General features: G+C 46.0%; 17 protein-coding genes. 4 read left to right on the top strand and 13 right to left on the bottom strand.

Annotation, left to right across the window (positions count from 1 at the left end):
• Positions 1-103: 103 nt before the first annotated feature.
• The 6 genes from fusA to agaR all read right to left on the bottom strand — a co-directional run bounded on the left by fusA (position 104) and on the right by agaR (position 7,651).
• Complete coding sequence (gene fusA, locus A587_RS0115445) at positions 104-2,191, bottom strand: elongation factor G (protein ID WP_017218327.1); 2,088 nt, start codon at positions 2,189-2,191, stop codon at positions 104-106.
• Between the two features lie 224 nt (positions 2,192-2,415).
• Positions 2,416-3,567, bottom strand: a complete 1,152-nt coding sequence (gene nagA / locus A587_RS0115440; RefSeq protein ID WP_017218326.1) for an N-acetylglucosamine-6-phosphate deacetylase — start codon at positions 3,565-3,567, stop codon at positions 2,416-2,418.
• On the bottom strand, positions 3,560-4,468 hold the full coding sequence (locus A587_RS0115435) for an ROK family protein (RefSeq protein ID WP_017218325.1): 909 nt from the start codon (positions 4,466-4,468) through the stop codon (positions 3,560-3,562). Before A587_RS0115435 ends, nagA begins: the two co-directional genes overlap by 8 nt.
• Positions 4,465-5,583 (bottom strand): SIS domain-containing protein, encoded by a 1,119-nt coding sequence (locus tag A587_RS0115430; RefSeq protein WP_017218324.1) that lies wholly within the window; start codon positions 5,581-5,583, stop codon positions 4,465-4,467. The genes A587_RS0115435 and A587_RS0115430 overlap by 4 nt, the downstream gene beginning before the upstream one ends.
• A complete protein-coding gene (locus A587_RS0115425) occupies positions 5,580-6,869 on the bottom strand; it encodes a D-tagatose-bisphosphate aldolase, class II, non-catalytic subunit (protein ID WP_017218323.1) in 1,290 nt (429 codons plus the stop codon). The genes A587_RS0115430 and A587_RS0115425 overlap by 4 nt, the downstream gene beginning before the upstream one ends.
• A gap of 11 nt (positions 6,870-6,880) precedes the next feature.
• Positions 6,881-7,651: a transcriptional repressor AgaR gene (gene agaR / locus A587_RS0115420; protein WP_017218322.1), complete on the bottom strand. Its 771-nt coding sequence runs from the start codon at positions 7,649-7,651 to the stop codon at positions 6,881-6,883.
• A gap of 255 nt (positions 7,652-7,906) precedes the next feature.
• Here agaR and A587_RS0115410 point away from each other — a divergent pair, with 255 nt between their 5' ends.
• The 3 genes from A587_RS0115410 (at position 7,907) to A587_RS0115400 (ending at position 13,558) form a co-directional block, all read left to right on the top strand.
• Positions 7,907-9,277, top strand: coding sequence for a Gfo/Idh/MocA family oxidoreductase (locus A587_RS0115410; protein ID WP_017218320.1), 1,371 nt, complete (start codon positions 7,907-7,909; stop codon positions 9,275-9,277).
• A 103-nt stretch (positions 9,278-9,380) separates the two neighbouring features.
• Complete coding sequence (locus A587_RS0115405; RefSeq protein ID WP_017218319.1) at positions 9,381-12,230, top strand: TonB-dependent receptor; 2,850 nt, start codon at positions 9,381-9,383, stop codon at positions 12,228-12,230.
• A 38-nt stretch (positions 12,231-12,268) separates the two neighbouring features.
• Positions 12,269-13,558: a DUF3472 domain-containing protein gene (locus tag A587_RS0115400; protein WP_017218318.1), complete on the top strand. Its 1,290-nt coding sequence runs from the start codon at positions 12,269-12,271 to the stop codon at positions 13,556-13,558.
• Here A587_RS0115400 and A587_RS0115395 read toward each other — a convergent pair.
• Genes A587_RS0115395 through A587_RS0115370 form a run of 6 tightly spaced genes read right to left on the bottom strand, consistent with a single transcriptional unit; the run spans position 13,555 to position 20,174 of the window.
• Positions 13,555-14,259 (bottom strand): response regulator, encoded by a 705-nt coding sequence (locus A587_RS0115395; RefSeq protein WP_017218317.1) that lies wholly within the window; start codon positions 14,257-14,259, stop codon positions 13,555-13,557. The genes A587_RS0115400 and A587_RS0115395 overlap by 4 nt on opposite strands.
• A 2-nt stretch (positions 14,260-14,261) precedes the next feature.
• Positions 14,262-15,890 carry an ATP-binding protein gene (locus A587_RS0115390; protein WP_017218316.1) on the bottom strand — a complete coding sequence of 543 codons (1,629 nt, stop codon included), beginning with the start codon at positions 15,888-15,890 and terminating at the stop codon, positions 14,262-14,264.
• A gap of 30 nt (positions 15,891-15,920) precedes the next feature.
• The gene (locus A587_RS0115385; protein WP_010606897.1) at positions 15,921-17,429 is read right to left on the bottom strand and encodes a tripartite tricarboxylate transporter permease; all 1,509 of its coding nucleotides are present in this window, start codon (positions 17,427-17,429) and stop codon (positions 15,921-15,923) included.
• 3 nt (positions 17,430-17,432) lie between these two features.
• Positions 17,433-17,909, bottom strand: coding sequence for a tripartite tricarboxylate transporter TctB family protein (locus tag A587_RS0115380; RefSeq protein ID WP_017218315.1), 477 nt, complete (start codon positions 17,907-17,909; stop codon positions 17,433-17,435).
• Positions 17,910-17,969: 60 nt separating this feature from the next.
• Positions 17,970-18,932, bottom strand: coding sequence for a Bug family tripartite tricarboxylate transporter substrate binding protein (locus A587_RS0115375; protein ID WP_017218314.1), 963 nt, complete (start codon positions 18,930-18,932; stop codon positions 17,970-17,972).
• 12 nt (positions 18,933-18,944) lie between these two features.
• Complete coding sequence (locus tag A587_RS0115370) at positions 18,945-20,174, bottom strand: OprO/OprP family phosphate-selective porin (RefSeq protein WP_017218313.1); 1,230 nt, start codon at positions 20,172-20,174, stop codon at positions 18,945-18,947.
• Between the two features lie 1,489 nt (positions 20,175-21,663).
• On the opposite strand from A587_RS0115370, the gene A587_RS0115365 reads away from it, so the two are divergent.
• Positions 21,664-23,073: a sensor domain-containing diguanylate cyclase gene (locus A587_RS0115365; protein WP_017218312.1), complete on the top strand. Its 1,410-nt coding sequence runs from the start codon at positions 21,664-21,666 to the stop codon at positions 23,071-23,073.
• Here the strand turns inward: A587_RS0115365 and ylqF are convergent.
• On the bottom strand, positions 23,070-24,023 hold the full coding sequence (gene ylqF, locus A587_RS0115360) for a ribosome biogenesis GTPase YlqF (protein WP_026001015.1): 954 nt from the start codon (positions 24,021-24,023) through the stop codon (positions 23,070-23,072). The genes A587_RS0115365 and ylqF overlap by 4 nt on opposite strands.
• Between the last annotated feature and the right edge of the window lie 53 nt (positions 24,024-24,076).

Raw genomic sequence — 24,076 nt, 5'->3', positions numbered from 1 at the left:
AATCGTGACGACTTTTAGACAGGGTATTTAACTTATAACCAATTGAATTTAAAAATAAAAAAGGCCGCCAAAGGCGACCTTCTCATGCAAAATAAGTAATTAATTACTTAGCTGCTTTTTTCTCTTTCTCAGCTGCGATTACCGCGTCAGCAACGTTTGCTGGACATGGTGCATAGTGTGAGAATTCCATTGAGAACTGACCACGACCAGACGTGATAGTACGTAGGTGACCGATGTATCCGAACATTTCAGATAGTGGTACTTCACCCTTGATACGAACGCCCATTGCGCCAGCTTCTTGGTCTTTGATCATACCGCGACGACGGTTAAGGTCACCGATTACGTCACCTACGTTGTCTTCTGGCGTGAACACGTCAACTTTCATGATTGGCTCAAGAAGTTGTGCTCCCGCTTTAGGGATAGACTGACGGAATGCGCCTTTAGCAGCGATTTCGAACGCGATTGCTGACGAGTCAACTGCGTGGAAACCACCGTCGAATAGCTCAACTTCAACGTCTAGTACTGGGAAGCCCGCTAGTACACCTTCGTCCATCATTGACTTGAAGCCTTTCTCAACTGCTGGCCAGAATTCCTTAGGAACGTTACCACCAACAACTGTAGACTTGAACGTAAAGCCAGAACCAACTTCACCAGGCTTGATACGGTAGTCAATCTTACCGAACTGACCAGAACCACCAGACTGTTTCTTATGCGTGTAGCTATCTTCAACTTCTTGTGTGATAGTTTCACGGTAAGCAACCTGAGGCTGACCAACGATTAGGTCTACACCGTATGTACGCTTAAGGATATCTACCTTAATGTCTAGGTGAAGCTCACCCATACCTTTAAGGATAGTTTCACCTGAATCTTCATCAGTCTCAACTTGGAATGAAGGATCTTCTGCAACCATCTTACCGATCGCGATACCCATCTTCTCGTTACCACCTTTATCTTTAGGTGCAACAGCGATTGAGATTACTGGATCAGGGAAGATCATCGCTTCAAGTGTACACTCGTGCTTAGGATCACATAGTGTGTGACCAGTTTGAACGTTCTTCATACCAACAACAGCGATGATGTCACCCGCTTGTGCTTCAGTAAGTTCAGTACGCTCGTCCGCTTGCATCTCAACCATACGGCCGATACGCTCTGTTTTACCAGTTGCAGAGTTAAGGATAGTGTCACCTTTCTTCATGCGACCTGCGTAGATACGGATGAACGTAAGTGCACCAAAACGGTCGTCCATGATTTTGAACGCAAGCGCTTTAAGTGGTGCATCAGCGTCAACAGTAGCTACTTCACCAGTAGGCTCACCTGTTTCAGGATCTGTTAGTGGCTGGGGCTCAACTTCTGTAGGAGAAGGTAGGTAATCTACAACAGCGTCAAGTACAAGTTGCATACCTTTGTTTTTGAACGCTGAACCACAGAAAGTTGGGAAGAACGCTAGATCACGAGTACCTTTACGGATACACGCTTTGATTTGCTCGATAGAAGGTACTTCACCTTCCATGTACGCTTCCATTAGGTCGTCGTCTTGCTCAACAGCAGACTCAACTAGCATCTCATGGTATTCTTCAACTTTGTCTACCATGTCAGCTGGAACGTCAGTAATTTCGTAGTTTTCAGGAAGACCTGTGTCATCCCAAACGTATGCTTTTTTCTCAAGTACGTCTACAACACCACAGAACTGGTCTTCGATACCGATTGGAAGCGTCATCACTAGTGGGTTAGCACCAAGTACTTTCTCAACCTGACCAACTACGCGGTAGAAGTCTGCACCCATACGGTCTAGTTTATTTACGAAGATACAACGAGCAACTTCTGATTCGTTCGCATAACGCCAGTTAGTTTCTGATTGTGGCTCAACACCACCAGAACCACAGAATACACCGATACCACCGTCAAGTACTTTTAGTGAACGGTATACTTCTACTGTGAAGTCAACGTGTCCAGGAGTATCGATAACGTTTAAACGGTGGCCTTTCCACTCACAAGTTACCGCTGCTGATTGGATTGTAATACCACGCTCAGCTTCCTGCTCCATGAAGTCAGTAGTAGACTCACCGTCGTGTACTTCACCAGTTTTGTGGATTTTACCAGTAAGCTTTAGAATACGCTCAGTGGTGGTAGTTTTACCCGCATCAACGTGCGCGAAAATACCAATGTTTCTGTATTTCGATAAATCTGCCATTGTTTTACTCTATTTAAAGTAGAAAAATTATTCGGCGGGAGTATATCACCTCTTGTAGCGAACATCATCCTTGAAGTCGTCTAAAATGCAATCAATTCGCGAAAAAGTTTCTAATGCGAAACTTTGCGACCCATTTTTACCGTATCGCTTACTGCTAGGCCGCTGTATTTAAGAAAATTCAGTTGTATTTTGTCAATTTCAGGGCGGTGAGCTTGGGTTTTTGCTTAAAATATCTGCTTTCCGAACAAGTTGGCATGCTGGACTTGGAAGGCATCATCTAGCAAAGAAAAATGCGCTATTTTACCCACTTCAATGCTACCAAGTTCATTGTCCATATTTAAATAAGTTGCGGGTACTAAACTTGCCATATTGATGGCTTCTAGAAGCGGAATGTTGGCCAATTCTGCTAAATTCTTCACTGCTTTTTCAAGTGTTAGTGTACTGCCGGCCAAACTGCCGCTGTGAGTTTTCGCCACGCCATCCTTAACCACAACTGGCATTTCACCCAATTGATATTCACCATCTTTAAGGCCACCAGCATTAATACAATCACTGATCAAGGCCACCTTATGCTGACCTTTGAGGCGGTAGATCAACTGTAAAATCGCAGGGTGTAAATGAATACCATCGGCAATCACTTCCACCAAGGCTTGGCTATCAAGTAACAACGCACCAGCACAACCAGGTTCACGGTGATGAATGCCGCGCATGCCGTTAAACACGTGCACCCCGCCGCAGGCACCATGTGCTAGAGCGGCATTGGTTTGCGCAAAATCCGCATCACAATGACCTAACATCACCCGCACCCCATGTTTACTTAGGTACTGTGTCATCTTAACGCCATTAGCCTTTTCGGGCGCGAGTGCCACCGCTTTAAGCGCACCATCAGCCGCGCTAATCATTTCATCAATTAAGGCTTCGTCTAACGGCTTAAAGAAAGCTTCGTTATGGGCACCTTTGTGTTTTTCACTAAAAAATAAGCCCTCACTGTATCCGCCCAACACCTGAGCGCCCGGCATCTTTTGCTTATAGGCGGCTCCAATAACCTTCATCGCGGCAATAGTCTGTGGCCATGTAGTCGTCACCGTGGTTGCCAAAAAACCAGTGACGCCATGTTTGAGCAACGAGGTGCTAATGGTTTCGATACTGGAGAGTTTGCCATCAATAACATCACAGCCCTCGCGGCCATGAATATGCAAATCAATTAACCCAGGCCACATGTCGAGTTTGGGATAAGACTCGGTATTATCAGGCGCTTCCGCCGCTGGAATAATCGCGTGAAAACGCTCACCTTTTATTACCGCAACGTGCGCTTCAAGGACGCTGGTAGGGGTATAGATACGACGGGGCTGAATATAACGAAGCTGCTCAAGCATTTACTTTACTCCCAAGTAATGCCGCACCCAATGCGCCACTCGCATCACCATGCTTGGCTCTAACAATATCTGGCACTGATACAGCTGAAAACACATGAGGTTCGATGGCTTTTGGGAGCGTCTCTACAAGTTCATCAATAAGCGACATACCACCGCCAAGCACGATAACTTCTGGGTCATATGCTTTGATTAAATTTGCAAACGCCGAGCCCAACAGATCCATATAACAATTAAAAGCATGGCGAGCTTCACTTTCTCCAGCCCGCATCGCTGTGATAACTTGTTCTGAGGTAAGTGTTCGCGTAGTGAAATGTTGATACAAACCGGCAAGCCCTGGCCCTGCAACATAGCGCTCTAAACACCCTTGCAGTCCACAGCCACACGCTAAAATAGGCAGGTGATATTTTTGCTGTAACACCGCAGAAAGCGGATGGTGGCCATATTCTCCGGCGATCCCTTGGGCACTTTTATACAACGCGCCATCAATACAAAATCCGCCTCCAGCACCGGTGCCTATTATTGCCCCAAAGACCTTTTGATATTGCTTACCGGCTCCAAGACTGGCCTCTGATAACGCAAAGCAACGGCAGTCATTTTCCACAGCGATGGGCCGTTCAAGTTGTGCAACAAGATCAGCCTTAACTTCTTTGCCATTGGCGCAAGGGACATTTGCTGATAGCACGCGCTGCTGCGCATTTACTATCCCCGGCATACCAATACCAACCTGTCCGTTACAACCATATTTGTCATCGGCTTGCTGCACCAAAGTGACGATTTGCGCCAAAAACGCCTCATAACTGTGCTTTGGTGTCGCCACACGCCAAGACTCTAAGCGTTGTAGCTTTTCATCAAACACCGCTATTTCAATTTTGCTCCCGCCAACATCCACTCCATAAATCATACTTCACTCCCAAATGGATGAATGACTACGCCTTGCACAACTCTATTCACTTCCCCCGACGGGCAAGGATTGTCTGGTGAAATGCCGAGGCTCAGCGCTTTATAGAAACTTAACTGCTGTGCAAATAACATATACAGTAACCCTTGCCACACGTCTTCTAGTGGTGGCACTTTAGGACAAAGTGAATGCACCGTCATGGCTGTACCGTCACGCTGCAATTCAGCAACTAAATCCTGATCGTACAAGCTGGTATAACCATCACTTGAGATAAAACATACCACGACAGTTTTGCTATTGATAAGTGATTTTGGACCATGACGGAACCCAAGCGGTGACTCGCTCACGCTCATTACTTGGCCTGCCGATAACTCAAGCATTTTTAGCGCGGCCTCCTTTGCAAATCCCAGTAAACAACCCGATCCTAAATACACCAAACGTTCAAATGGTTGTTGTGCAAATGCACGGATATTTTGCTGCTCTGTCGCAGCTAACATGCTTTGCGCTGCATTGATCAACTTATCCACGGAGCCGTCATCCGCAGCAAAAAGTTGTAGCGCTGCAACCATCATTGACGAATAGCTACTCGTCATTGCAAAACTTTGGTCAAGCGTAGGCTCCGGCAGCAATATACTTGTTGCATTGCTTGCCTGCTGCGCTGCTTGATGCAACTTTCCATCACGGTTGCAGGTGATAAAAAGGTGCTGACTGTTACTAACCAGCTGTGTTACCAACTCTACGGCCGCTACACTTTCTGGACTATTACCGGAGCGAGCAAAGGATACCAATAAACACGGTTTATCCGCCGCTAGGTATTGCCTTGGTGCAGCAACTAAGTCAGTTGTGCTCACTGCCCGCACACTTTGGCGCATGTGTGCATTAAGATGAGTGGCGATGGCGTCACCGATGTAAGCGGATGTACCCGCCCCTGTCAAAATAACCAGAGTATCAGGGTCATCTAGAAAAGGAGCTAACTCCACCAAAAGCCTAGGCTTTATGCTCGCAACCAACTGAGCGGTTTCTTGCCACATCTGTGGCTGCTGACTAATCTCTTTTGCTGTCCAATAGGCATTCAGTGTTTTTAATTGCGCAATTTCGTGTCCTAGCAAAGTGTTCATGACGCTTTCTCCATGGCAAAACACGCATTTGAATAGCGAGCTACAACACGTTGAATTTTGGCAATCACCAACGCTTTGGCGTCCCTTTCTATTTCACCACGGCGTACTTGTTGATATAACTCTGGAAAATATTGGCTGATAAGCGGCAATGGTAAAGTCTGCCGCGCTAGGTTTTCGAGCATCGTTGCTAACGCCTTTTGCACCGCTTCTTGATGCCAGTAATAGCGAATACGGTCGCTAAAGCTAAATTGGCGCAAGAACCGGAGTTGCTGTGACTCACCGTGATAAAAACGCTGCCAACTCGTAGGCTCTGCCAGCATGACCTCGTCCACTACCTCAATAAACTGACTATGAACATCGGGTAGTAATTGCTTTTCAATATGGTGAAGCGCGAATAACCCTTCACGCAGCACAAAGGTCAACTCAGGTCCGACTTTCAAAATGGCAAAGTGATCAGCAACCAACGACTGATAAGCGCCTGCAGTTTGATAATCTGTCGAATGCGCTTCGAAAGCGATACGGTCAACGGTACGAATAAAGTCTTTTAGTGCACTTGCTTCATTCGGTTTGTAGTCAAATACTTGGGTATTATCAAACTCAACACCCGGCTGCACTACCATCGCAACCACGCGTTGCCACGCATCCGTTAATCCTTTGTTTGCAAAGAGTTCACGGTGGCAAGCTAGGGTCTCTTGCGCAGCAACTTGGCTGGTCGGCTGAAGACTGTCAATCTGTTCATCAGCTCCACCTGGAGGAGGAACTTCAGTACCAATCACATAAACAATATCACTACGACCAAACGTCGCAATCGCGGCGGCTTCCGCAGTTTGACACAACAAGGCAGCGCGATCAGCGACAATATCATCACTTAACGCGTCAGGATCGTCAGCACAGGGCATACTGGCATCTAAGTGAACTTTCTTAAAACCGGCCTTCACGTATTCAGCGACTAAGTCGCACGCTTTGGCCATCGCGGCTTGGCTATTTTCACTCGTCCAACAGACTGGTCCCAAGTGATCACCGCCAAAAATCAGTAACTGCTTATCAAAACCAAGCTCGTCGGCCATCTCTTCGACTTTGGCAATAAAATCCGCGGGACGCATCCCGGTGTAACCGCCAAATTGGTTAACCTGATTGGCCGTGGCCTCAATTAATAGCAGCGTATTTTCCTGCTTGGCATATCTTATCGACGCTTCCAGCACCCAAGGGTGAGCTGAGCAAATGGCATAAATGCCTGAGTTTTTCCCTGATTTATTGGCTTCGATTAGGGCTTGAAAACGCCGCATATGATCACCTCTTAAGACGTTATTAAATGTACCTCAATTCCGGCGGCAACCAATTGCTGATGAATATCAGCTGGAATACCACTGTCCGTTACCAAAACGTCAATTTCTTCGCAGGCGATAATACGGTGTACACCTTTACGATCGAACTTGCTGGAGTCCGTCACCACTATGACTTGCTTTGCAGCTTTACACATCTCGCGGTTAAGCGCGGCTTCTGGCTCAAAGTGTGTTGTTACACCAACATCAACAGAGAATCCATCAACACCAAGCACCAAACGGTCAAAGTGATATTGCTTTAGCTGATCTTCTGCGTGGCTGCCATAAAACGACAGCGACTTTTTACGCAGTGAGCCTCCGGTCATCAACACTTCAACGCCATCAGCTGCAACGAGTGCTTGCGCCACGTTAAGACCATTGGTCATCACCACTAACTGTTGATGCTCAGTCAGTTGCTTCGCAACCTCTTCTGTGGTGGTACCTGAGTCCAGAATAATAGACTCATTATTGCCTATAAGACCCGCCACTAACTTTGCAAGCTCGACTTTCACTTGGTGATGATGATCGTGCTTTTCCGTTATGGTGAGCTCTTTGGTTAACCTAGAACTCGCAACGGCACCACCATGAGAGCGAACCAACAACCCTTTATCATGTAAGGCATTGAGATCATTTCTGATCGTCACGGTTGATACACCAAATTGTTCTGCCAGCTCGGATACTTCTACTCGTTCCGTTTGACCAACGAGTTGAACGATTTCGTGGCGTCTTTCGATGGTGTTCAGCATGACACCTCCTTTCGTTTTGGTTGAATTTAGTCTACACAGCTTTCATTTGCTTTCAATTTATTTTTTTAACTTTAAACAAAAACAAACACAAACATCTGTTTTATAATGATTTAAAGTTAATCCAGAAACAAACCGAAACACAAACGAAAGAATGTGAAAGATATTTTTCTTGCGTTCAAAATAAAACTGCCGTAATAATAACCAAAAAATAACATTTCGTTTTTAACAATAAGAGTGAACAACTAAGAGGTTATTATGGGTGATCTAAACCGCCGGCGATTTCTTCAATCAATGGCTGCTATCGCAGCAACAAGCGCAGTGGTTGGCTGCGCAAGTAACAATAATAAGACGCCGCTTACACCAAAGCCACAAGGAAATTCAGTTCAAGGTCTAGTCGTACCGAAACTGGATGTCGTGCGAGTGGGCTTTATTGGTGTGGGTCAACGTGGTGTTGGCGCGGTAAAACACTTTTGCCATCTTGACGGTGTCGAGATCAAGGCCATCTGCGATACACACCAAGAAGTCGTCGATAGAGCGGTTAAAATTGTTGTCGACAAGGGTTTACCCAAGCCTGCGACTTACGGCAAGAGTGATATGGACTATCGCCGCATGTTGGCGCGCGATGACATTGATATTGTGATCATCTCTACGCCTTGGAAATGGCATACGCCTATGGCGGTAGACACAATGGAAAGTGGCAAACACGCTTTGGTTGAAGTGCCAGCGGCAGTAACCATAGAAGAAGCGTGGCAATTGGTAAATACCGCAGAGCGCACGCAAAAGAATTGCATGATGCTGGAAAACGTTTGCTATGGCCGCGACGAGCTGATGGTATTAAACATGGTTCGCCAAGGGCTATTCGGTGAGTTACTGCACGGTGAAGCAGCTTATATCCATGAACTTCGTTGGCAAATGAAAGAAATTGAGCATAAAACTGGCTCATGGCGCACACATTGGCATACCAAACGTAACGGTAACCTCTACCCCACTCATGGTTTAGGCCCGGTTTCTCAATATATGAATATTAACCGTGGCGATCGCTTCGACTATATCTCATCCATGAGCTCACCAGCACTGGGTCGGGCAGCCTATGCCAAACGAGAATTCCCAGCAAATCATGAGCGTAACCAACTGAACTATATTGCTGGAGACATGAACACCAGCATCATTAAAACCATCAAAGGTCGTTCGATTATGGTACAGCACGATACCACTACCCCACGCCCTTACTCCCGCCACAATTTAATTCAAGGTACTAACGGCGTATTTGCAGGATTCCCCAACCGCATCGCGCTTGAAAACGGCGGGAGTAAGAGCTTTCACGAGTGGGATTACGACATGAATGATTGGTACAGTAAATATGACCATCCACTTTGGCAAAAAATGGGGGCTGAAGCAGAGCGCAACGGCGGCCATGGTGGCATGGATTTCTTAATGTTCTGGCGCATTATTTACTGCCTTCGTAATGGCGAGCCGCTAGATCAGGATGTTTACGACGCAGCTGCTTGGTCAGCGGTCTTCCCTCTTTCAATGGACTCAGTTGCAGACAGAAGTAATAGCAAGGACTTCCCGGATTTCACCAGGGGCACATGGCGCACTGCAGCACCACTAGGCATTGTTACATAACTAACCAAAGGTTAAATACGTTATCTATAGCAAATGCTATCAATGCCTGAATAAGCGCCCGTAAAGCGGGCGCAATAATAACAACACTCAACAGGACAACAAGATGAAACACACTCTAAAATTGTGTGCTGTGGGATTGGCCGTGAGCTGTGCCCTGTCCCAATATGCGCACGCACAGGAAACAGAACAGAACAGCGGATCCGACGAGCAAGATAAAGCCAAGCAACAAGTCGAGAAAATTGAAGTACGTGGTGTACGTTCTAGTATCAAAGAGTCACTCTTTCTCAAGAAAAACGCCGTCGGCGTAATGGATGCCATCGTTGCCGAAGACATTGGTAAGTTTCCAGATCAAAACCTTGCTGAAGCGCTACAACGAATGACGGGTATCGCCATTACCCGTAACGCAGGTGAAGGACAAAACGTCACTGTGCGGGGCCTTGGCGGGGACTTTAACGTTACCACCATCAATGGTCGTAGAATGGCATCAGAGCACACTAGCCGTGACTTTAACTTCGATTTAATTGCGCCTGAGATGGTTCAAGCATTAGAAGTGTACAAGTCACCACAAGCACAAACGCAAGAGGGGGGGATTGGTTCAGTCATCAATATAAAAACCCGCCGACCGTTAGATATGGATGGCTTTACCCTCGCCGGAAGTGCCAAAGCCATTTACGAAGAACGTACCGGCGATACCAACCCTCAAGCCTCCTTCCTAATTAGTGATACCTTTTTTGACAATACCTTTGGCGCCCTATTCACCGCCGTTTATTCAGAGCGAACACAACGCGAAGACTCCTACGAGGGACAAGGGTTTTACGATCCTGAAGAAAATACCGACGTGCGAGTCCCTGTTGATAGTAACCGAAATGGTGAGCTAGATGAGGGCGAGAAAGTACACCCATCAATGATCCCAGGATATGTACGCTACTCGAACTGGCAAGACGAACGTGAGCGCATTGGTGCAAGCCTCGCCTTACAATGGCGCCCAACGAATGATATTGATGTCACCTTTGATAGCTTATACTCAAGTTACAAAACCGACGGTGAAAAATATCAAATCTCATTCGTCACTTATGATGAACCTTGGACGCCGGGGATCCCAGCAGTAGGTGAGTTAAAATTCAATGAAGATGGCAACGTCAACTACATTGAGTTAGTCGATGGTGCGATGGCTGAGCTACTGAACGTCTCTGAGCCTCGCAATACCGACACTTGGCAGGCCGGTCTTAACTTCAAGTGGTATGCTACCAGCGATCTAACGCTTGAATTTGATGTGTCTAAGTCCCGTGCCGAGCGGATCAATGATGGCGATAACCGCTACATCGTGGCGCGTGGCTTTGTTGATACCATCACCATAGATCAAACCGGCGACAACCTCCTGCCAGATGTGACTATGTCGCCAGCACTTAATGCCGATCAACCCTTTGGTGCTCACTACAGCTACAACTATGGCACGGAAGTGATCAGTGATGTTGAAGAGTTAAGGCTCGAAGGGACATTTATTCCAGAATGGGAATTTGTCAAAGACATCAAGTTTGGCTTTCATTACGGCAAGCAATCTAAAGCCAGAGATGTCAGCAAGTCAAATAACCCATCGATGTTCAGTAATGGTGGGGCTTATTTTAAAAACTCAGATTACGATAGCTTTGATAACTCAAGCGTAGAAAAGCTCGGCGGCCTTAACTTATTTAGACTCCCCGCTGATGTACTTGTACCCGCCAACTTTGATAATTTCTTAGAGGGTGAGCCAGGCATGCACCCTGCGCCGTGGGCAAGCTTTGACTACGACAAACTCTATGCTTTTTATCAATCTATTAATGCCCAAGCCGCAGATGAAAAAATTAGAGCTTCCAAGAGCCCTAAAGATTCCTACGAGCTTTCTGAGTCAACGTTTGCACTTTATTTAGAGACCAATCTAGTCGGCGAGCTGTCGGAAATGCCTTACAACTTAAACTTAGGCGTAAGAGCAATCAAAACCGAGATCACCTCTGATGGCTATGTTTTTGATTACCCAAGTCTAGTATACAACGTAGAAGAAGACGAAGATGGCGACATTATCTATCGCATAGAAGGGGATATTGCCGATTATTACTCCGATTCATACGTAGAAGATGACTACACTGATGTACTGCCTAGCATGAATTTTAAGTTAGAAATAACAGACTCACTGTTATTTAGAACCAGCGCGGCTAAAGTTATCACCAGACCTAGCATCGATTTTCTAACTCCATATAGCTCAATTAATTTCAGTAAGTTTGAACTTAATCTTGCCAACCCTGGTATCAAGCCACTAAGAGCTGACCAAATTGATTTGGGACTAGAGTGGTACTTCTCTGATTATGGTGCGCTCACCTTTGCAACCTATTACAAAGACATTAAATCTGTTATCGCTCAGGGACGTGTTGGCACGATAAAAGTGGGGAAATTCATAAAAGACGGCGTTGAAGTTGACGGTCCGGAATTTACCCAAGTATCTCCACGTTCAGAAGCGGGAGCAGAGATCAAAGGTTTCGAAATTGCTTACCAACAGTCATTTGAGGAATTGCTACCGGCACCATTTGACGGTCTAGGTATGCAAATCAACTACACATTTACGGATAGTAAATACGACGACCCCGAAAAAGACGAGCTACCGTTCGCTGGTATGTCTGAGCATTCTTACAATGCGGTTATCTATTATGAAAAGGATGACTACCAAGCGCGTATCGCTTACAACTGGCGAGATGATTACCTGAAGTATCCAGATGCATGGGGCGGCCCGGAATGGGCAGCGGATTATGGTCAGTTTGATTTCAGTGCCAGCTATAATCTTACTGAAAAGACACGAATTGACCTAAACGTGACTAACCTCACCAATGAGCGTCAATGGTCATACATTAAAACCCAAGAGCAAGTGAGCCACTTGAGCCGTTACGGCCGCAGTATCAGTTTAGGCATTAACACTTCTTTCTAATCAACATGGGGCAACGCGCCCCATTCAAGGAACTTAAGATGAAGAATACAATAATCACACCGATACTGCTGTGCGCCTCACTATTTGCCTCAGCACAAGAGGCTTATATCAGCAGTTACGGTAACGCCTGGGTCAATAATGATATTGACGCCAGCAGGCAATATATAACTCAAGCCGGAATTGCCCCATGGCAAGATAAGCAGCTTAGATTTAATCACTATTTTTATGCCAATAACGTTGGCACCTATACCCTCTATTTACACCTTGAGAAACCAAGTGCACCAAGTACATTGCTGGTAACGCATAACAATAAACAAGTGACGCTTAACCTCGATAGACAAAGCCCGACTAAGGTAAAAGTCGGTGACTTTATCGTGACGCAAGTTGGCTATCAAACCGTCCAAATAGCCGGTGACACCTTAGCCAATGGGCGAAACAGTACCTTCCCTGCCATTACCGGGCTCAGTCTCGATGGTGAGGCCATGACCCCCGCGCCTAACTATGTCAAAGAAGACTTTTACTGGGGTCGTCGCGGCCCTTCAGTACACCTTTCCTATACCGTACCTGACAAAAAGGACTATAACTGGTTTTACAACGAAGTAACGGTGCCATCTGGCTATGATCCACAAGGTTCGTATTTTATGGCGAATGGTTTTGGCGAAGGTTACTTTGGTATTCAGGTAAACTCACCCACCGAGCGTCGCGTGCTATTTTCGGTTTGGAGCCCGTACCAAACCGATGATCCGAGCACAATTCCTGACAATCTTAAAATCAAATTACTCGCTAAAGGCGAAGGCGTTTACGTCGGTGAATTTGGCAATGAAGGTTCTGGTGGGCAAAGCTATTTACGTTATAACTGGCAACCGGATACGACATATCGCTTTTTAGTCAATATCGAGCCTAGTACGACTTATGAAGGCCATACTGAATATCGTGGCTACTTTTATGCGCCGGAAACCGGTCAATGGAAGCTGATCGCAGCCTTTAGCCGCCCTGAAACCAACACCTATGTTGCAAGACCGCATAGCTTTTTGGAAAACTTTTTACCCGAAGCTGGACAGTTTGAGCGTAAGGCATTTTATAACCGCCAGTTTTTGCGTGACACCCAAGGTAACTGGGTTGAGTTGAATCAGGCTAAATTCACTTATGACGCCACCGCCAGAAAAGGGTCGCGTTTGGATTATCAAGGTGGTGAGGAGCAAAGCCGCTTTTACTTACGTAATACCGGTTTCTTCACAGGACCTACACCTTATCTCAGCGAATTTACTCGTCCTAGCAGCAATGATGCGCCGGTGATCCCATGGCAGTCACTACAGGCACACCCTTAATTTAAATGATAGCTTCTCTCTGGCCGACCAATACTACCGTAGCTTTGGTCGGCTTTTACTTCTTCTATACTAACCAAAAACTCTAAATAGCGCCGAGCGGTTGAGCGGCTCACACCCACCAATTCTCCCATTTGGGTTGCAGTGAACACCTGCTTGGGCTGGCTTTGAAATGCCGTACGAATTTTTTCCAAAGTAAGTGGGTCTACGCCTTTGGGTAGTCTAGCCGTACTTGGTACGCTCGCCTGTTCACTACCAAATAAAGTGTCTACCATAGATTGCGTCACTTCATTGGCACCATCCAAACACTGCTGACGCGCCTCAAAGCGAGCGAGTGCGAGGTCGAGTCGTTCCAAGATCAGCGGTTTAACTAGAAAGTCGCAGACTCCCAAACGGATCGCTTTTTCTAACGTCGCTACTTCTTTTGCAGCGGTGATCAGCATCACTTCGCTTTTACAGCCTTGCTCGCGTAGCATCTTTAAAAACTCAAGGCCGTTGCCATCAGGTAGATAAATATCCAATAAAATTAAGTCAGCTTGTATCGCACTCAACAGTACCGTCGCGGTAGAAACATTGTCGCTACTGGCCACCACCCGATATTGCCCTTGCCTCGCGCTACTTGGTGTTGCCGGTGTCACTAGGTATTGCGCTAATAATTGTGCCACAGCTACTTCATCTTCGATGATCACCACAGAATAAGTCATTGTTATTGCTCTTTTACTTGCTTGGGAATAAAGACCGTGATCCTTGCACCAAGTAATTCAGACTCCCCAACCTCTAAGGTTCCGTGGCAGGAATCAAGATTTGTTTTTACGAGATATAAGCCAACACCATGTTGGTCGCCGGACTTAGTACTAAACTGCGGCGTAAACGCCTCTTCGACGTTACCAATCAGTCCTGTGCCGCTATCTTCAACATCAAAGATAATATCCTGAACCGTTTCATCCACTGTTACGACCACTTTGGCAGGCCGCAACTGTGCCGTCGTTCTTGCCGCTTCAATGGCATTATCGATGAGATTACCTAATATTGAAACTATTCGTTCCAACATCTCTTTTTGATGGATAGCGCACAGCGCACTGTCGGAACTCACCTCGAGTGCCACATTGTGCTCTCGCGCTTTATGGTATTTACCGAGTAATAAGCCCGCGATCACTGGCTCTTGTATATAGGTGAGGAGGTTTTCAATTTGCGCTTGTGAGCCTTGACTTTCTTGACCTATCAGCTCAATCGCCTTGTCATATTGCGCCATTTGGATAAGCGCGCCAATGGTATTTAACTTGTTTGAATAGTCATGCGTTTGCACCCTCAATAGCTCTGCAAAAGCCTGTACTTTAGTGAGCTGCTTAGACACATACTCTAGTTCATCGGAGGGCCGCATACTCAGTAAAATCCCTTCGTGTTGACCTTGCACTTGTAACGCAAATCGCGATAACACCAAACGCTTGTCTGCAACAAATAGCTCAAAACCAACCAAAGGGCGATTGGGGTTATGCAACAAGAAGTCGCTATGCTCTGGCAACAAGTCGCTCAGGTGCAAACTCTGCTTACTCAAGCCGCGAGGCTTTTCGAGAATTTCACACGCACGTTGATTCAAACGGCGCACGCTGCCATCCGGATCAAGCGCGATAATCCCCGTACGTACGGTATTCAGTATGGCCTCTTGCTCAGCAAATAAGCGCCCGATTTCATCTGGTTGCAGGCCAAAAATGGCTTGGCGGACACGTCGACCAATCCAAATCGCGGCAATGACACTGAGCAGTAACACCGCTGCAGCTCCAACAAAAACGGCAATGCTGCGCTGCAACACCAACGACTCGACGGATTGCACTAAAAAGCCTACCGAGACTAAACCAATCACCTCACCAGCGGGAGAGTACACCGGCACTTTGCCGCGAATAGATTCACCTAAACTGCCCTGTGCCGTTGAGATATAACTCTCTCCAGACAGTGCGGCTTGGCTATCCCCTCCGACCATAGTGCGACCAATTTTTTGCTCATCTGGGTGGGCGATACGTCGCGTTTCGGTGTCACCAATGACGATAAAATCTGCGCCAGTTGTCTGGCGCAGCAGCTCAACATTAGTATTGAGGCGTTGGATCTGTGAGCTATCCCTATCTGTTATGAGTGCCGCCATAACATCTTCACGAACCGCCACCGCCTTAGCCAAAGCCAAGGCTTTTTCTCCCACTTCCTGGTGTAAGCTTTGCGTAATAACCTGATACACCAGCGCGGTAAATAAGCATGCTTGGATCACACACAAGCCCACAACCCAAGTGATCAGTCGCGTTTCTAAGCGTTTTGGTCTGCGTGCTAATTTTTGTGATTGCGACACACGTATTTCCTCACTGCGGGTTTACTAGGGTTACTGCGCAACTTTTCGTTGCTGGAAGTACTCTTTTAATGGGATCAACAACACTAACATGGCAAGCGCAAATATGCCTAAAGTTAACGGCCGCTCCCAGATAAAGCTAATAGAGCCATCCGAAATCATCATGGCGCGGCGGTAATTACGTTCGATCATATCGCCGAGAATAAATCCAAGGAGCAAAGGTGCCATCGGGAAACTCAATAATCTCAGCACCACCGCCACCAAGGCAAAACCCACCATCATAAACAAATCGAAAGTATTAAATGACACCAGATAAACACCAATCAAGCTAAAGAATAAAATCATCACCGTGAGAACTGAACGCGGCAGGGTCAAAGCCTTTGCGAAATAAGGGATCAGTGGCAAATTTAAAATCAGCAGCACAATGTTGCCAAAATACATGCTCACAATTACCGACCAAAACACCGTAGGATTATCCTGCATTAACGTAGGACCCGGCTGAATACCATAGGCAATCAGCGCCCCTAACATAATCGCAGTGGTGCCAGACCCTGGGATCCCAAGCGTTAACAAGGGTACAAACGACCCAGTACAAGCGGCATTGTTTGCCGACTCAGGTGCCGCTAAGCCACGGATTTCACCACGCCCAAAACGCTCACGAATGGCTTTGGGTGCCAAATTTCGCTCTGTCGCATAAGCCATAAAACTCGCAATCGTTGCGCCAGCCCCCGGCAATACACCAATGATAAATCCTAAAATCGAAGAGCGCCCCACAACTGGCGCCATTTCTTTCACTTCAGCGCCAGATAATTTTGTTGAGCCAATAACGGGGGTGTCATCATCATTCGAACCTTGATTAGCTTTTTCAGGACGGATCACGTTGATCAGCGCCTCAGACAATGCAAAGGTTGCCATTGCGACCAACAAAAAGCTTACGCCGTCTAGCAAGTCTGCCTGACCAAAGGTAAAACGCTCAGTTCCAGATGAAGGGTCTATTCCCACCGTCGACAGCATCAAGCCAAATACGGTCATCATCATGGCTTTTAAAAATTGCCCTTTTGCAGAAAAAGCAGCAATCGCGGTCAGACCCAAAAACATCAACATCACATAGTCTGGAGACTGAAAACTTAAGCTCACTTTTGCAAGCAGTGGTGCGGCTATCATAAGCATCAACGCACCAATCGTTCCGCCAGTAAATGAAGCATAAGCGGCAATAGCCAAAGCCTTACCCGCATGTCCTTGTTTTGCCATTGGATAGCCGTCAAATGACGATGCCACAGTACCAGCTACACCGGGAGCGTTAATCAAAATAGAGGAAGTCGAACCACCAAAAATAGCGCCGTAATATACGCCCGCCATTAAGATCATACCGGAGTCGGCACCGATGTTGTAAGTGATAGGGATCATCAACGCAATCGCCGTGATTGGCCCTAAGCCGGGCAACATGCCGATAAAAGTCCCGACAAAGCAACCAACAATTACGTACAGTAAGTTTTGCCACATAAAGGCCGTGGACAGGCCAACTAAAATACCGTCTAACATGGCTTAACTCCAAAAATCACTAGGAACCAGATAGATCCCAAGTAGCTGCGTCATAATGGCCCAAAACACGATAACCACCGGCACTGAAGCCAATAACAAAATTTGCTTACGTCGCTCACCCATAATTAAAAAGCCACAGCCTAAAAACAAAATGGTCGAAACAATAAACCCGAGTTTTTCAAGCACACTGCTGTAGATAAGCATCAATACAATCAGTGCTGCACATTGGGCTATGGTTACCTTGGAGATAGTCTCCGCTCCTTCACGTTTATCAAGCGCAGAGACGCCTTTAAACAATGTTGCGGCGATCGACAAAAGACAAACAACAATGCCAATCAGCGCGTATACCTTAGGCAAAGTTGCTGAGTTTACCGCCTCGTACTCTTCAAAAGGCATAATCGGGATTTGCCAAGCAGATACCGCATAGAGTGAAAACAGAATTAAAAACAGCACTGGGCCTAACAATTCTCGGTTTAACATAGTGAATTACCCACTTTTAGGTGGTGCAGTAACCTCACTGCAGCCACCTATTTAATTTAATCAGCGTCTAACGAAACCCAATTCTTCCATCACCACTTTCAGCTGCGCTTCTTGTGCCTCTAGCGCCTCAATAAACTCGTGCTGTGGCTTAAATAGATTCAACCAACCGTTGCGTGCACGCACCGCTTCCCACTCTTTGCTTTGCACCAGCTTTTGTAATCTCACGGTATATTCGTCGAGTTTTGCTTGGGGGAGATCCGGAGCCGCAAAAAAACCACGCCAGTTAACAAATTCCATGTCATAGCCTAGAGACTTCAGGGTTGGGATCTCTGGATAGTCCGCGATAGGCTCTGGCGCGGTAACAGCAAGAATGCGCGCCTGACCACTTTTTGCCATGTCGAGCGCTTCACTTAATCCAGTCGAGAGCATCTTCACCTCGCCAGACAATAAACCGGCCTTGGCTTTGCCACCGGCATCGTAAGGAATGTAACGCAGCTTGCGACCGTCAACACCTGCCGCTTTTACTGCTTGTGCTGCAACAAGATGATCCATACTGCCGCGAGCAGAACCACCCGCAACTGTCACTGAGCCAGGGTTTACTTCTAGACGAGCAATCACCTCCTTCCAGCTCTTAAAAGGCGAATCATCACGCACCACGAATGCACCATAATCGGCAATTACGCTGGCAACGGGCGTTAAATCACGATAACTGTAGGGGATCTTACCCGACAATGCGCGCAGCACGATTGGTGTTGAATTAACCATCAACATATCGCCTTTTTTATTGCCCGATTCAATTAAGTAAGCAATAGCACGGCCGCCACCACCGCCTGACATATTCTGAAACGACGCATTGGACTCAAGCCCTGATTTCACCAACGCCTCACCCACAGCTCGAGCCGTAGTATCCCAACCACCACCTGGACCGCCGGGAATTAAAAAGTGGGTATCCGCTAATACCTGAGTAGACATCATTGCCACGCCAGCCATTGCTAACTTGAGATGCTTTAATGCAAACTTCATAACCTGCTCCCGTTAAAATAGATACTGCAAGCGTGCAGCAAAACCAAACCCTGAATCTTCGTCACCAACCAACGCGGAACTTCCAGCTCCTGAAACATCCGCATAGACAAGGTTAGCCATGAACTTTAAGCTGCTGGAATGGTAATAGGTGCCGCCCAGTGTGTAGGCGTCGACTTGCGTACCTTGGTTGGCGTTTTCGGCATCCATACTGGAAATACGTGCAACCAACTCCCACGCATTTTTTACCCCTTTAGGTTGCTTAAATACCGCAGAGCCTGCAGAATATTGTTTGTGTTCACCGGTCAGGAAATAGCTCAAGGACAAGTGATAACCCGAAATATCTCCCCCATCTAAAGCAGAAGTAGGGTCGAGGGTATCTAAGTTGCGTGTAGCATATTCGGCCTCAAGCATAAAGGCGTTATGTTGATAAGCGAGCTCTAACCCGGCTTGTGAGATGCTATCAAGAGCAACTACATCACCGCCTGCAGCATAATCCACGAGGCGCACTTTGGCTTCGCGTACTTCACCGCGAGCAAGGCGATTACCCAGCGTAGCGCCGCCCATATCACGGTACGAACCCCAACCACCTAAATGCAGGGTTTTACCGGGAGTGTGTTGCGACCAAGTCAAACGCCCCGAATAGGCAAGTGCCAGACGGTCATCTTGGTCACGCCCAGATGCACCAAAGGCGTCGTTTTTATACACCCCTAACGCATAGCGAAAACCGGAATCTTTAAAATATTGATAAGCTGATGCGCCCCATCGAAAGTAAGGAGAAAACGTATCAGCGATGGAACTGCGCTCTATGGTATTGATGTGTTTGCTGCTGGTGAGCGCATTCAGGGTGATATCTTCTCTTAATTTACCAAACTGAAAGCGCGGGCCGTTGTTCCAGCCGGTATAGCGCACTCTTACTGTGACTATCTCGGCATCGCCTTCGGCAAAATCGAGTAGCAACTTGTGCTCCCAGTCGCCCTGCTCACTCTCGACATAGGTGCGGATCCGGCGCGGAAAAAAATCGCTGGCGGCATTACCCTTATTATCGGCGCTGTATGCACCACTAAAATGGTTAAAATCGAGTTGTACACGCCCACCAAACTCAAGGTTCAGTGATTTATTGGACTGTAATTCCTTTAATTGCGCTTCTAGCTTTGCAACCTTTCTGGCTAGTGCTTCATCTTGTTGTGCCAAAACGGGGCAAGCAGTTACCGCAATTAATGACATTGCTGCAACTGGCTTCATTATTGTTGTTCTCATTGCTCTGTACTCATTTGTCTTAAACGTATTGTGACTAGCGACTACAACCTGCTATCAAGTACGAGCTTATTGTTAACCCTCAATTAACCATAGATTGCGGAAATAAGTTGATTAAGTTGAGTAAAACGCGTTTTGTGCATAAAAATCATGAGCAATATGTACAAAATACAAAGTAGTGTGGAAATAAATAACGAGTAAAGCGAAAGTATGACTGCTGCGTTAATCAAAATATCTAAGATGTGGATGGTGAATTAACCTAGTTTTTCTCTGAAGCTCTAGAAGCGGTGAACCTACAAAGCTCAATATAGAATAATACTTTGCCCCCTAGAATAAGCAGAAATAAGACATACTACACACCAAAAACCATCACATTAATAAAACAATACACTCAATAAATTTAAATTTGGCGTAATTCCAACCACTTAGATCTAAATAAGAATTATTTTCAAAAGGAGCATTGACAGCTCTTCAAATCTAATTGATAATCACTATCAACAAGACGAGAGTGACGGCTCAACTTGTTATCACAATAGTTTCTTGACCCGAAACAAGGCTGGTATCCACAACTACCAAGGACGTTAGCAGGCACTTGCATTGCTCCTCGTATTTAGACGCTAACTCCACTTTTTACTTGCTACATTGCTCATATCGGTGACGGTAGATATGAAATCAAAAAGCCCTGCTCAGGGCTTTTTTTATGCCCAAAATTTATTTTCACTTCGGTATTTCCTAGAAAAACAGCCACACTAATATTAATGAGAATTATTTTCAAAAAAGTATTGACTCATTGTTAAATCTAACTGATAATCACTATTAACAAGACGGCAACGTGTTGTTTCGCCAACTCAGTTAGTAAGGTTGATAGTTGTAAAGCCCTGTCTACCTGATGTACTCACTACCTTGAGATTGGCATTAGTACTCTAGTTTGTTTCTCGACCCTGAAACACGGCTGGCCAACGTTAATGGCTTGAATGAACTTAACTCAGTCGCCCCTAAACCTGACTAAGTTTATTCTCACAATTTACTTGCTACATTGCTCATATCGGTGACGGTAGATATGAACGTAAAAAGCCCTGCTCAGGGCTTTTTTTATGCCTAAAATTTATATCTATTTTCAACGCTTACCGAAAAACAGCCGCACAAATATTAATGAGAATTATTTTCAAAAAGGTATTGACCTAACGGCTAATCTAATTGATAATCAATATCAACAAGAGGACATACTCTTGCTGATTCGACCCTGAATCGTGTTGTCGGTGATGTGCTACAACGCCCCTTGATGTGTATCACTGACAACCACTTTTTACTTGCTACATTGCTCATATCGGTGACGGTAGATATGAATCAAAAAGCCCTGCTCAGGGCTTTTTTTATGCCTACATTTTCTATCAGCGTTTGTTCAGCTGTAATGTCGTGTAATCGTTTTCTTTTACTAGAATCCGTATCATTCTATTTTTCCAAAAATAACAATAATATGAACGCTCGACGCTACCGTTATAACATGTTGTTAAGCCTGCTGCTGCTGGTAGGGTTTATTTTCACCAGCTGGATAAGTATCGAGCATGCTAAACAATCGTTGTATAAAGGGGTGAGCGATGATGCTCTGCCACTCACCAGCCATCTGATTGATTTAGATATACAAAAACGGCTTCAAGCTCCAATTATTGTTTCTCAGCAAATGGCAAATAACGTCTTTATTAAACGTTGGCTAACGTCTTCACAGCAAGACCCTGCGCTTATTTTCACCTACTTAGAAGATACTCGAGTATTACATCACGCAAAAACGAGCTTTTTAGTGGATGACAAGAACCTCACTTATTACCACTTTGATGGTAACACCCAGCAGTTAGACATCCGTGCCAAACAAAATGATTGGTACCGAGAAAGCCTGCATAGCGATGCTGACTATGCGCTCAATGTTGATATAGACCCAAGAGATAACAACGAAGCCATTGTTTACGTCAATCATAAAATAAGGCAAAACAACGATGTAATTGGCGTTGTTGGGGTTGGCATCTTATTGGCTGATTTACACAATTTAATCGAACAATACGAAGCCAGCTACGCACGCAAACTGTACTTTATTGACCACAAAGGCAGGCTATTATTTTTTAACGATCAGACCCTATCTGGCACCAGTATTCATGATCGTTTTCCAACCCAAGCAACGGCGCTGCTCAATCAATCCGAATATCAATTTCAGTTGGAAACCGACGACCATGCCAAGTTTGTTCATTCGCGCTATTTGGACTCTATAGGCTGGTATCTAATTGTTGAGCAAACAATAGATAAATCCAGTGGAATAAGCGACATACTCACAACCAATTTATGGGTAGGGAGCCTCGTCACCCTATTAATATTAGCCGTGGCGCAGTTGACGTTTAATCACTATCAAAAACGCTTAGAAAAAATGGCGAAGTACGACAAACTCACCGATACCTTTAATCGTCAAGCCTTTGAGCCACAGCTTCAGCACCATTTAGCAAAAGCGCGTACCCAATCAACCCCAGTAGTGATGTTGATGATGGACATTGACCACTTTAAACAAGTGAACGATCAACATGGCCATGTGGTAGGCGACAGAGTGCTGCAATGTTTCTCCAACGTATGTAAACGCCAGATAGAAAACAAAGGTTTGCTGTGCCGCTGGGGAGGCGAAGAATTTATGGTATTGCTACCCAAAGCGACGTTAGAGCAAGGAATTGCGATTGCTGAGAAGATCCATGTTGCACTAGAGCAAGCGGAATGTGAGGTCAAAGTGACAGTCAGTATTGGCGTTGCACAATACCATATTGATGAATCAGAAGATGGTTTTATAAAGCGCGCCGATGCCGCGCTCTATCGTGCCAAACAAGGCCGGAATCAAACCAAATTCGCCGCTTAGCGGCGATTCTTACGCGCTCTTGCGCGGCGCTGACGTTTTTCGTCTTCACGCGCGGCCTTTTTAGCCTCAGCTTGTGCTCGTAACTCAGCAACCATTTCTTCTTCCGACTCTCGCATTTCCGGCGTTTCCATCGTGATCTGCCCGATAACAGCATCGCGCAGTTCGTTGATTAAAATCTCCGACATCTTATGCGTATCGACCTGATTGCCACCCTTTACACAACCGCGCTTGCGGCCAGCCATCTCGATAAATGTCCAATCACAGTCCGGTAATTCGTCGAGCTTGTAACGTGCTTTTAAAAGCTCTGGATATGCACCTAGCAGATATTCAGCGGTGTAGCTCGCCACTTCTTCATAATTGATAGCAGTATCGCGAATAGCACCCGTTGCCGCCAAACGATAGCCCGAGTTTTCGTTCTCAACCTTTGGCCACAACATACCCGGCGTATCGTAAAGCATAATGCCGTCTTCAAGCTTAATACGCTGTTGCGCTTTAGTTACCGCTGGTTCATTACCTGTTTTTGCAACGATTCTGCCAGCAAGTGTATTGATAAGTGTCGATTTACCCACATTTGGAATACCCATGATCATAGCTTTTAGCTGCTTATCTTGACCCACTTTATGAGGTGCAAGCTTTTTGCAAAGCGCATTAATACGCTGTACTTCATTCGCCTTATCATGACCAAACGCCAGTGCTTTTACGCCGCTCTCACGTTCAAAATACTCCATCCACTGCTTGGTCAGTTCAGGATCGGCAAGGTCCGCTTTGTTCATGATTTTGATAACAGGCTTGTCACCACGTAACTGCCCTACCATCGGGTTTTCGCTACTGTATGGAATACGAGCATCCAGCACTTCAATAATGACATCCATCTGCGGCATGATCTCTTTGATCTCATTGCGCGCTTTATTCATATGCCCTGGGAACCACTGTATTCCTGCTCTACTCATTTGATTTATATTACCTTTATTTTCAGGCTCTTGGCCATGGGTACTAATGTGGG

The organism is Pseudoalteromonas sp. NJ631, assembly GCF_000276645.1.
In the GTDB taxonomy this organism is placed as follows: Bacteria; Pseudomonadota; Gammaproteobacteria; order Enterobacterales; family Alteromonadaceae; genus Pseudoalteromonas; species Pseudoalteromonas piscicida.
Note: the sequence above shows the minus strand (reverse complement) of the source record. Positions and strands in the feature narration are given on the sequence as shown.

Coding starts and splice junctions, on each gene's coding strand:
- fusA (WP_017218327.1), bottom strand. CDS start 2,191: ATGGCAGATTTATCGAAATACAGAAACATTGGTATTTTCGCGCACGTT.
- nagA (WP_017218326.1), bottom strand. CDS start 3,567: ATGCTTGAGCAGCTTCGTTATATTCAGCCCCGTCGTATCTATACCCCT.
- A587_RS0115435 (WP_017218325.1), bottom strand. CDS start 4,468: ATGATTTATGGAGTGGATGTTGGCGGGAGCAAAATTGAAATAGCGGTG.
- A587_RS0115430 (WP_017218324.1), bottom strand. CDS start 5,583: ATGAACACTTTGCTAGGACACGAAATTGCGCAATTAAAAACACTGAAT.
- A587_RS0115425 (WP_017218323.1), bottom strand. CDS start 6,869: ATGCGGCGTTTTCAAGCCCTAATCGAAGCCAATAAATCAGGGAAAAAC.
- agaR (WP_017218322.1), bottom strand. CDS start 7,651: ATGCTGAACACCATCGAAAGACGCCACGAAATCGTTCAACTCGTTGGT.
- A587_RS0115410 (WP_017218320.1), top strand. CDS start 7,907: ATGGGTGATCTAAACCGCCGGCGATTTCTTCAATCAATGGCTGCTATC.
- A587_RS0115405 (WP_017218319.1), top strand. CDS start 9,381: ATGAAACACACTCTAAAATTGTGTGCTGTGGGATTGGCCGTGAGCTGT.
- A587_RS0115400 (WP_017218318.1), top strand. CDS start 12,269: ATGAAGAATACAATAATCACACCGATACTGCTGTGCGCCTCACTATTT.
- A587_RS0115395 (WP_017218317.1), bottom strand. CDS start 14,259: ATGACTTATTCTGTGGTGATCATCGAAGATGAAGTAGCTGTGGCACAA.
- A587_RS0115385 (WP_010606897.1), bottom strand. CDS start 17,429: ATGTTAGACGGTATTTTAGTTGGCCTGTCCACGGCCTTTATGTGGCAA.
- A587_RS0115380 (WP_017218315.1), bottom strand. CDS start 17,909: ATGTTAAACCGAGAATTGTTAGGCCCAGTGCTGTTTTTAATTCTGTTT.
- A587_RS0115375 (WP_017218314.1), bottom strand. CDS start 18,932: ATGAAGTTTGCATTAAAGCATCTCAAGTTAGCAATGGCTGGCGTGGCA.
- A587_RS0115370 (WP_017218313.1), bottom strand. CDS start 20,174: ATGAAGCCAGTTGCAGCAATGTCATTAATTGCGGTAACTGCTTGCCCC.
- A587_RS0115365 (WP_017218312.1), top strand. CDS start 21,664: ATGAACGCTCGACGCTACCGTTATAACATGTTGTTAAGCCTGCTGCTG.
- ylqF (WP_026001015.1), bottom strand. CDS start 24,023: ATGAGTAGAGCAGGAATACAGTGGTTCCCAGGGCATATGAATAAAGCG.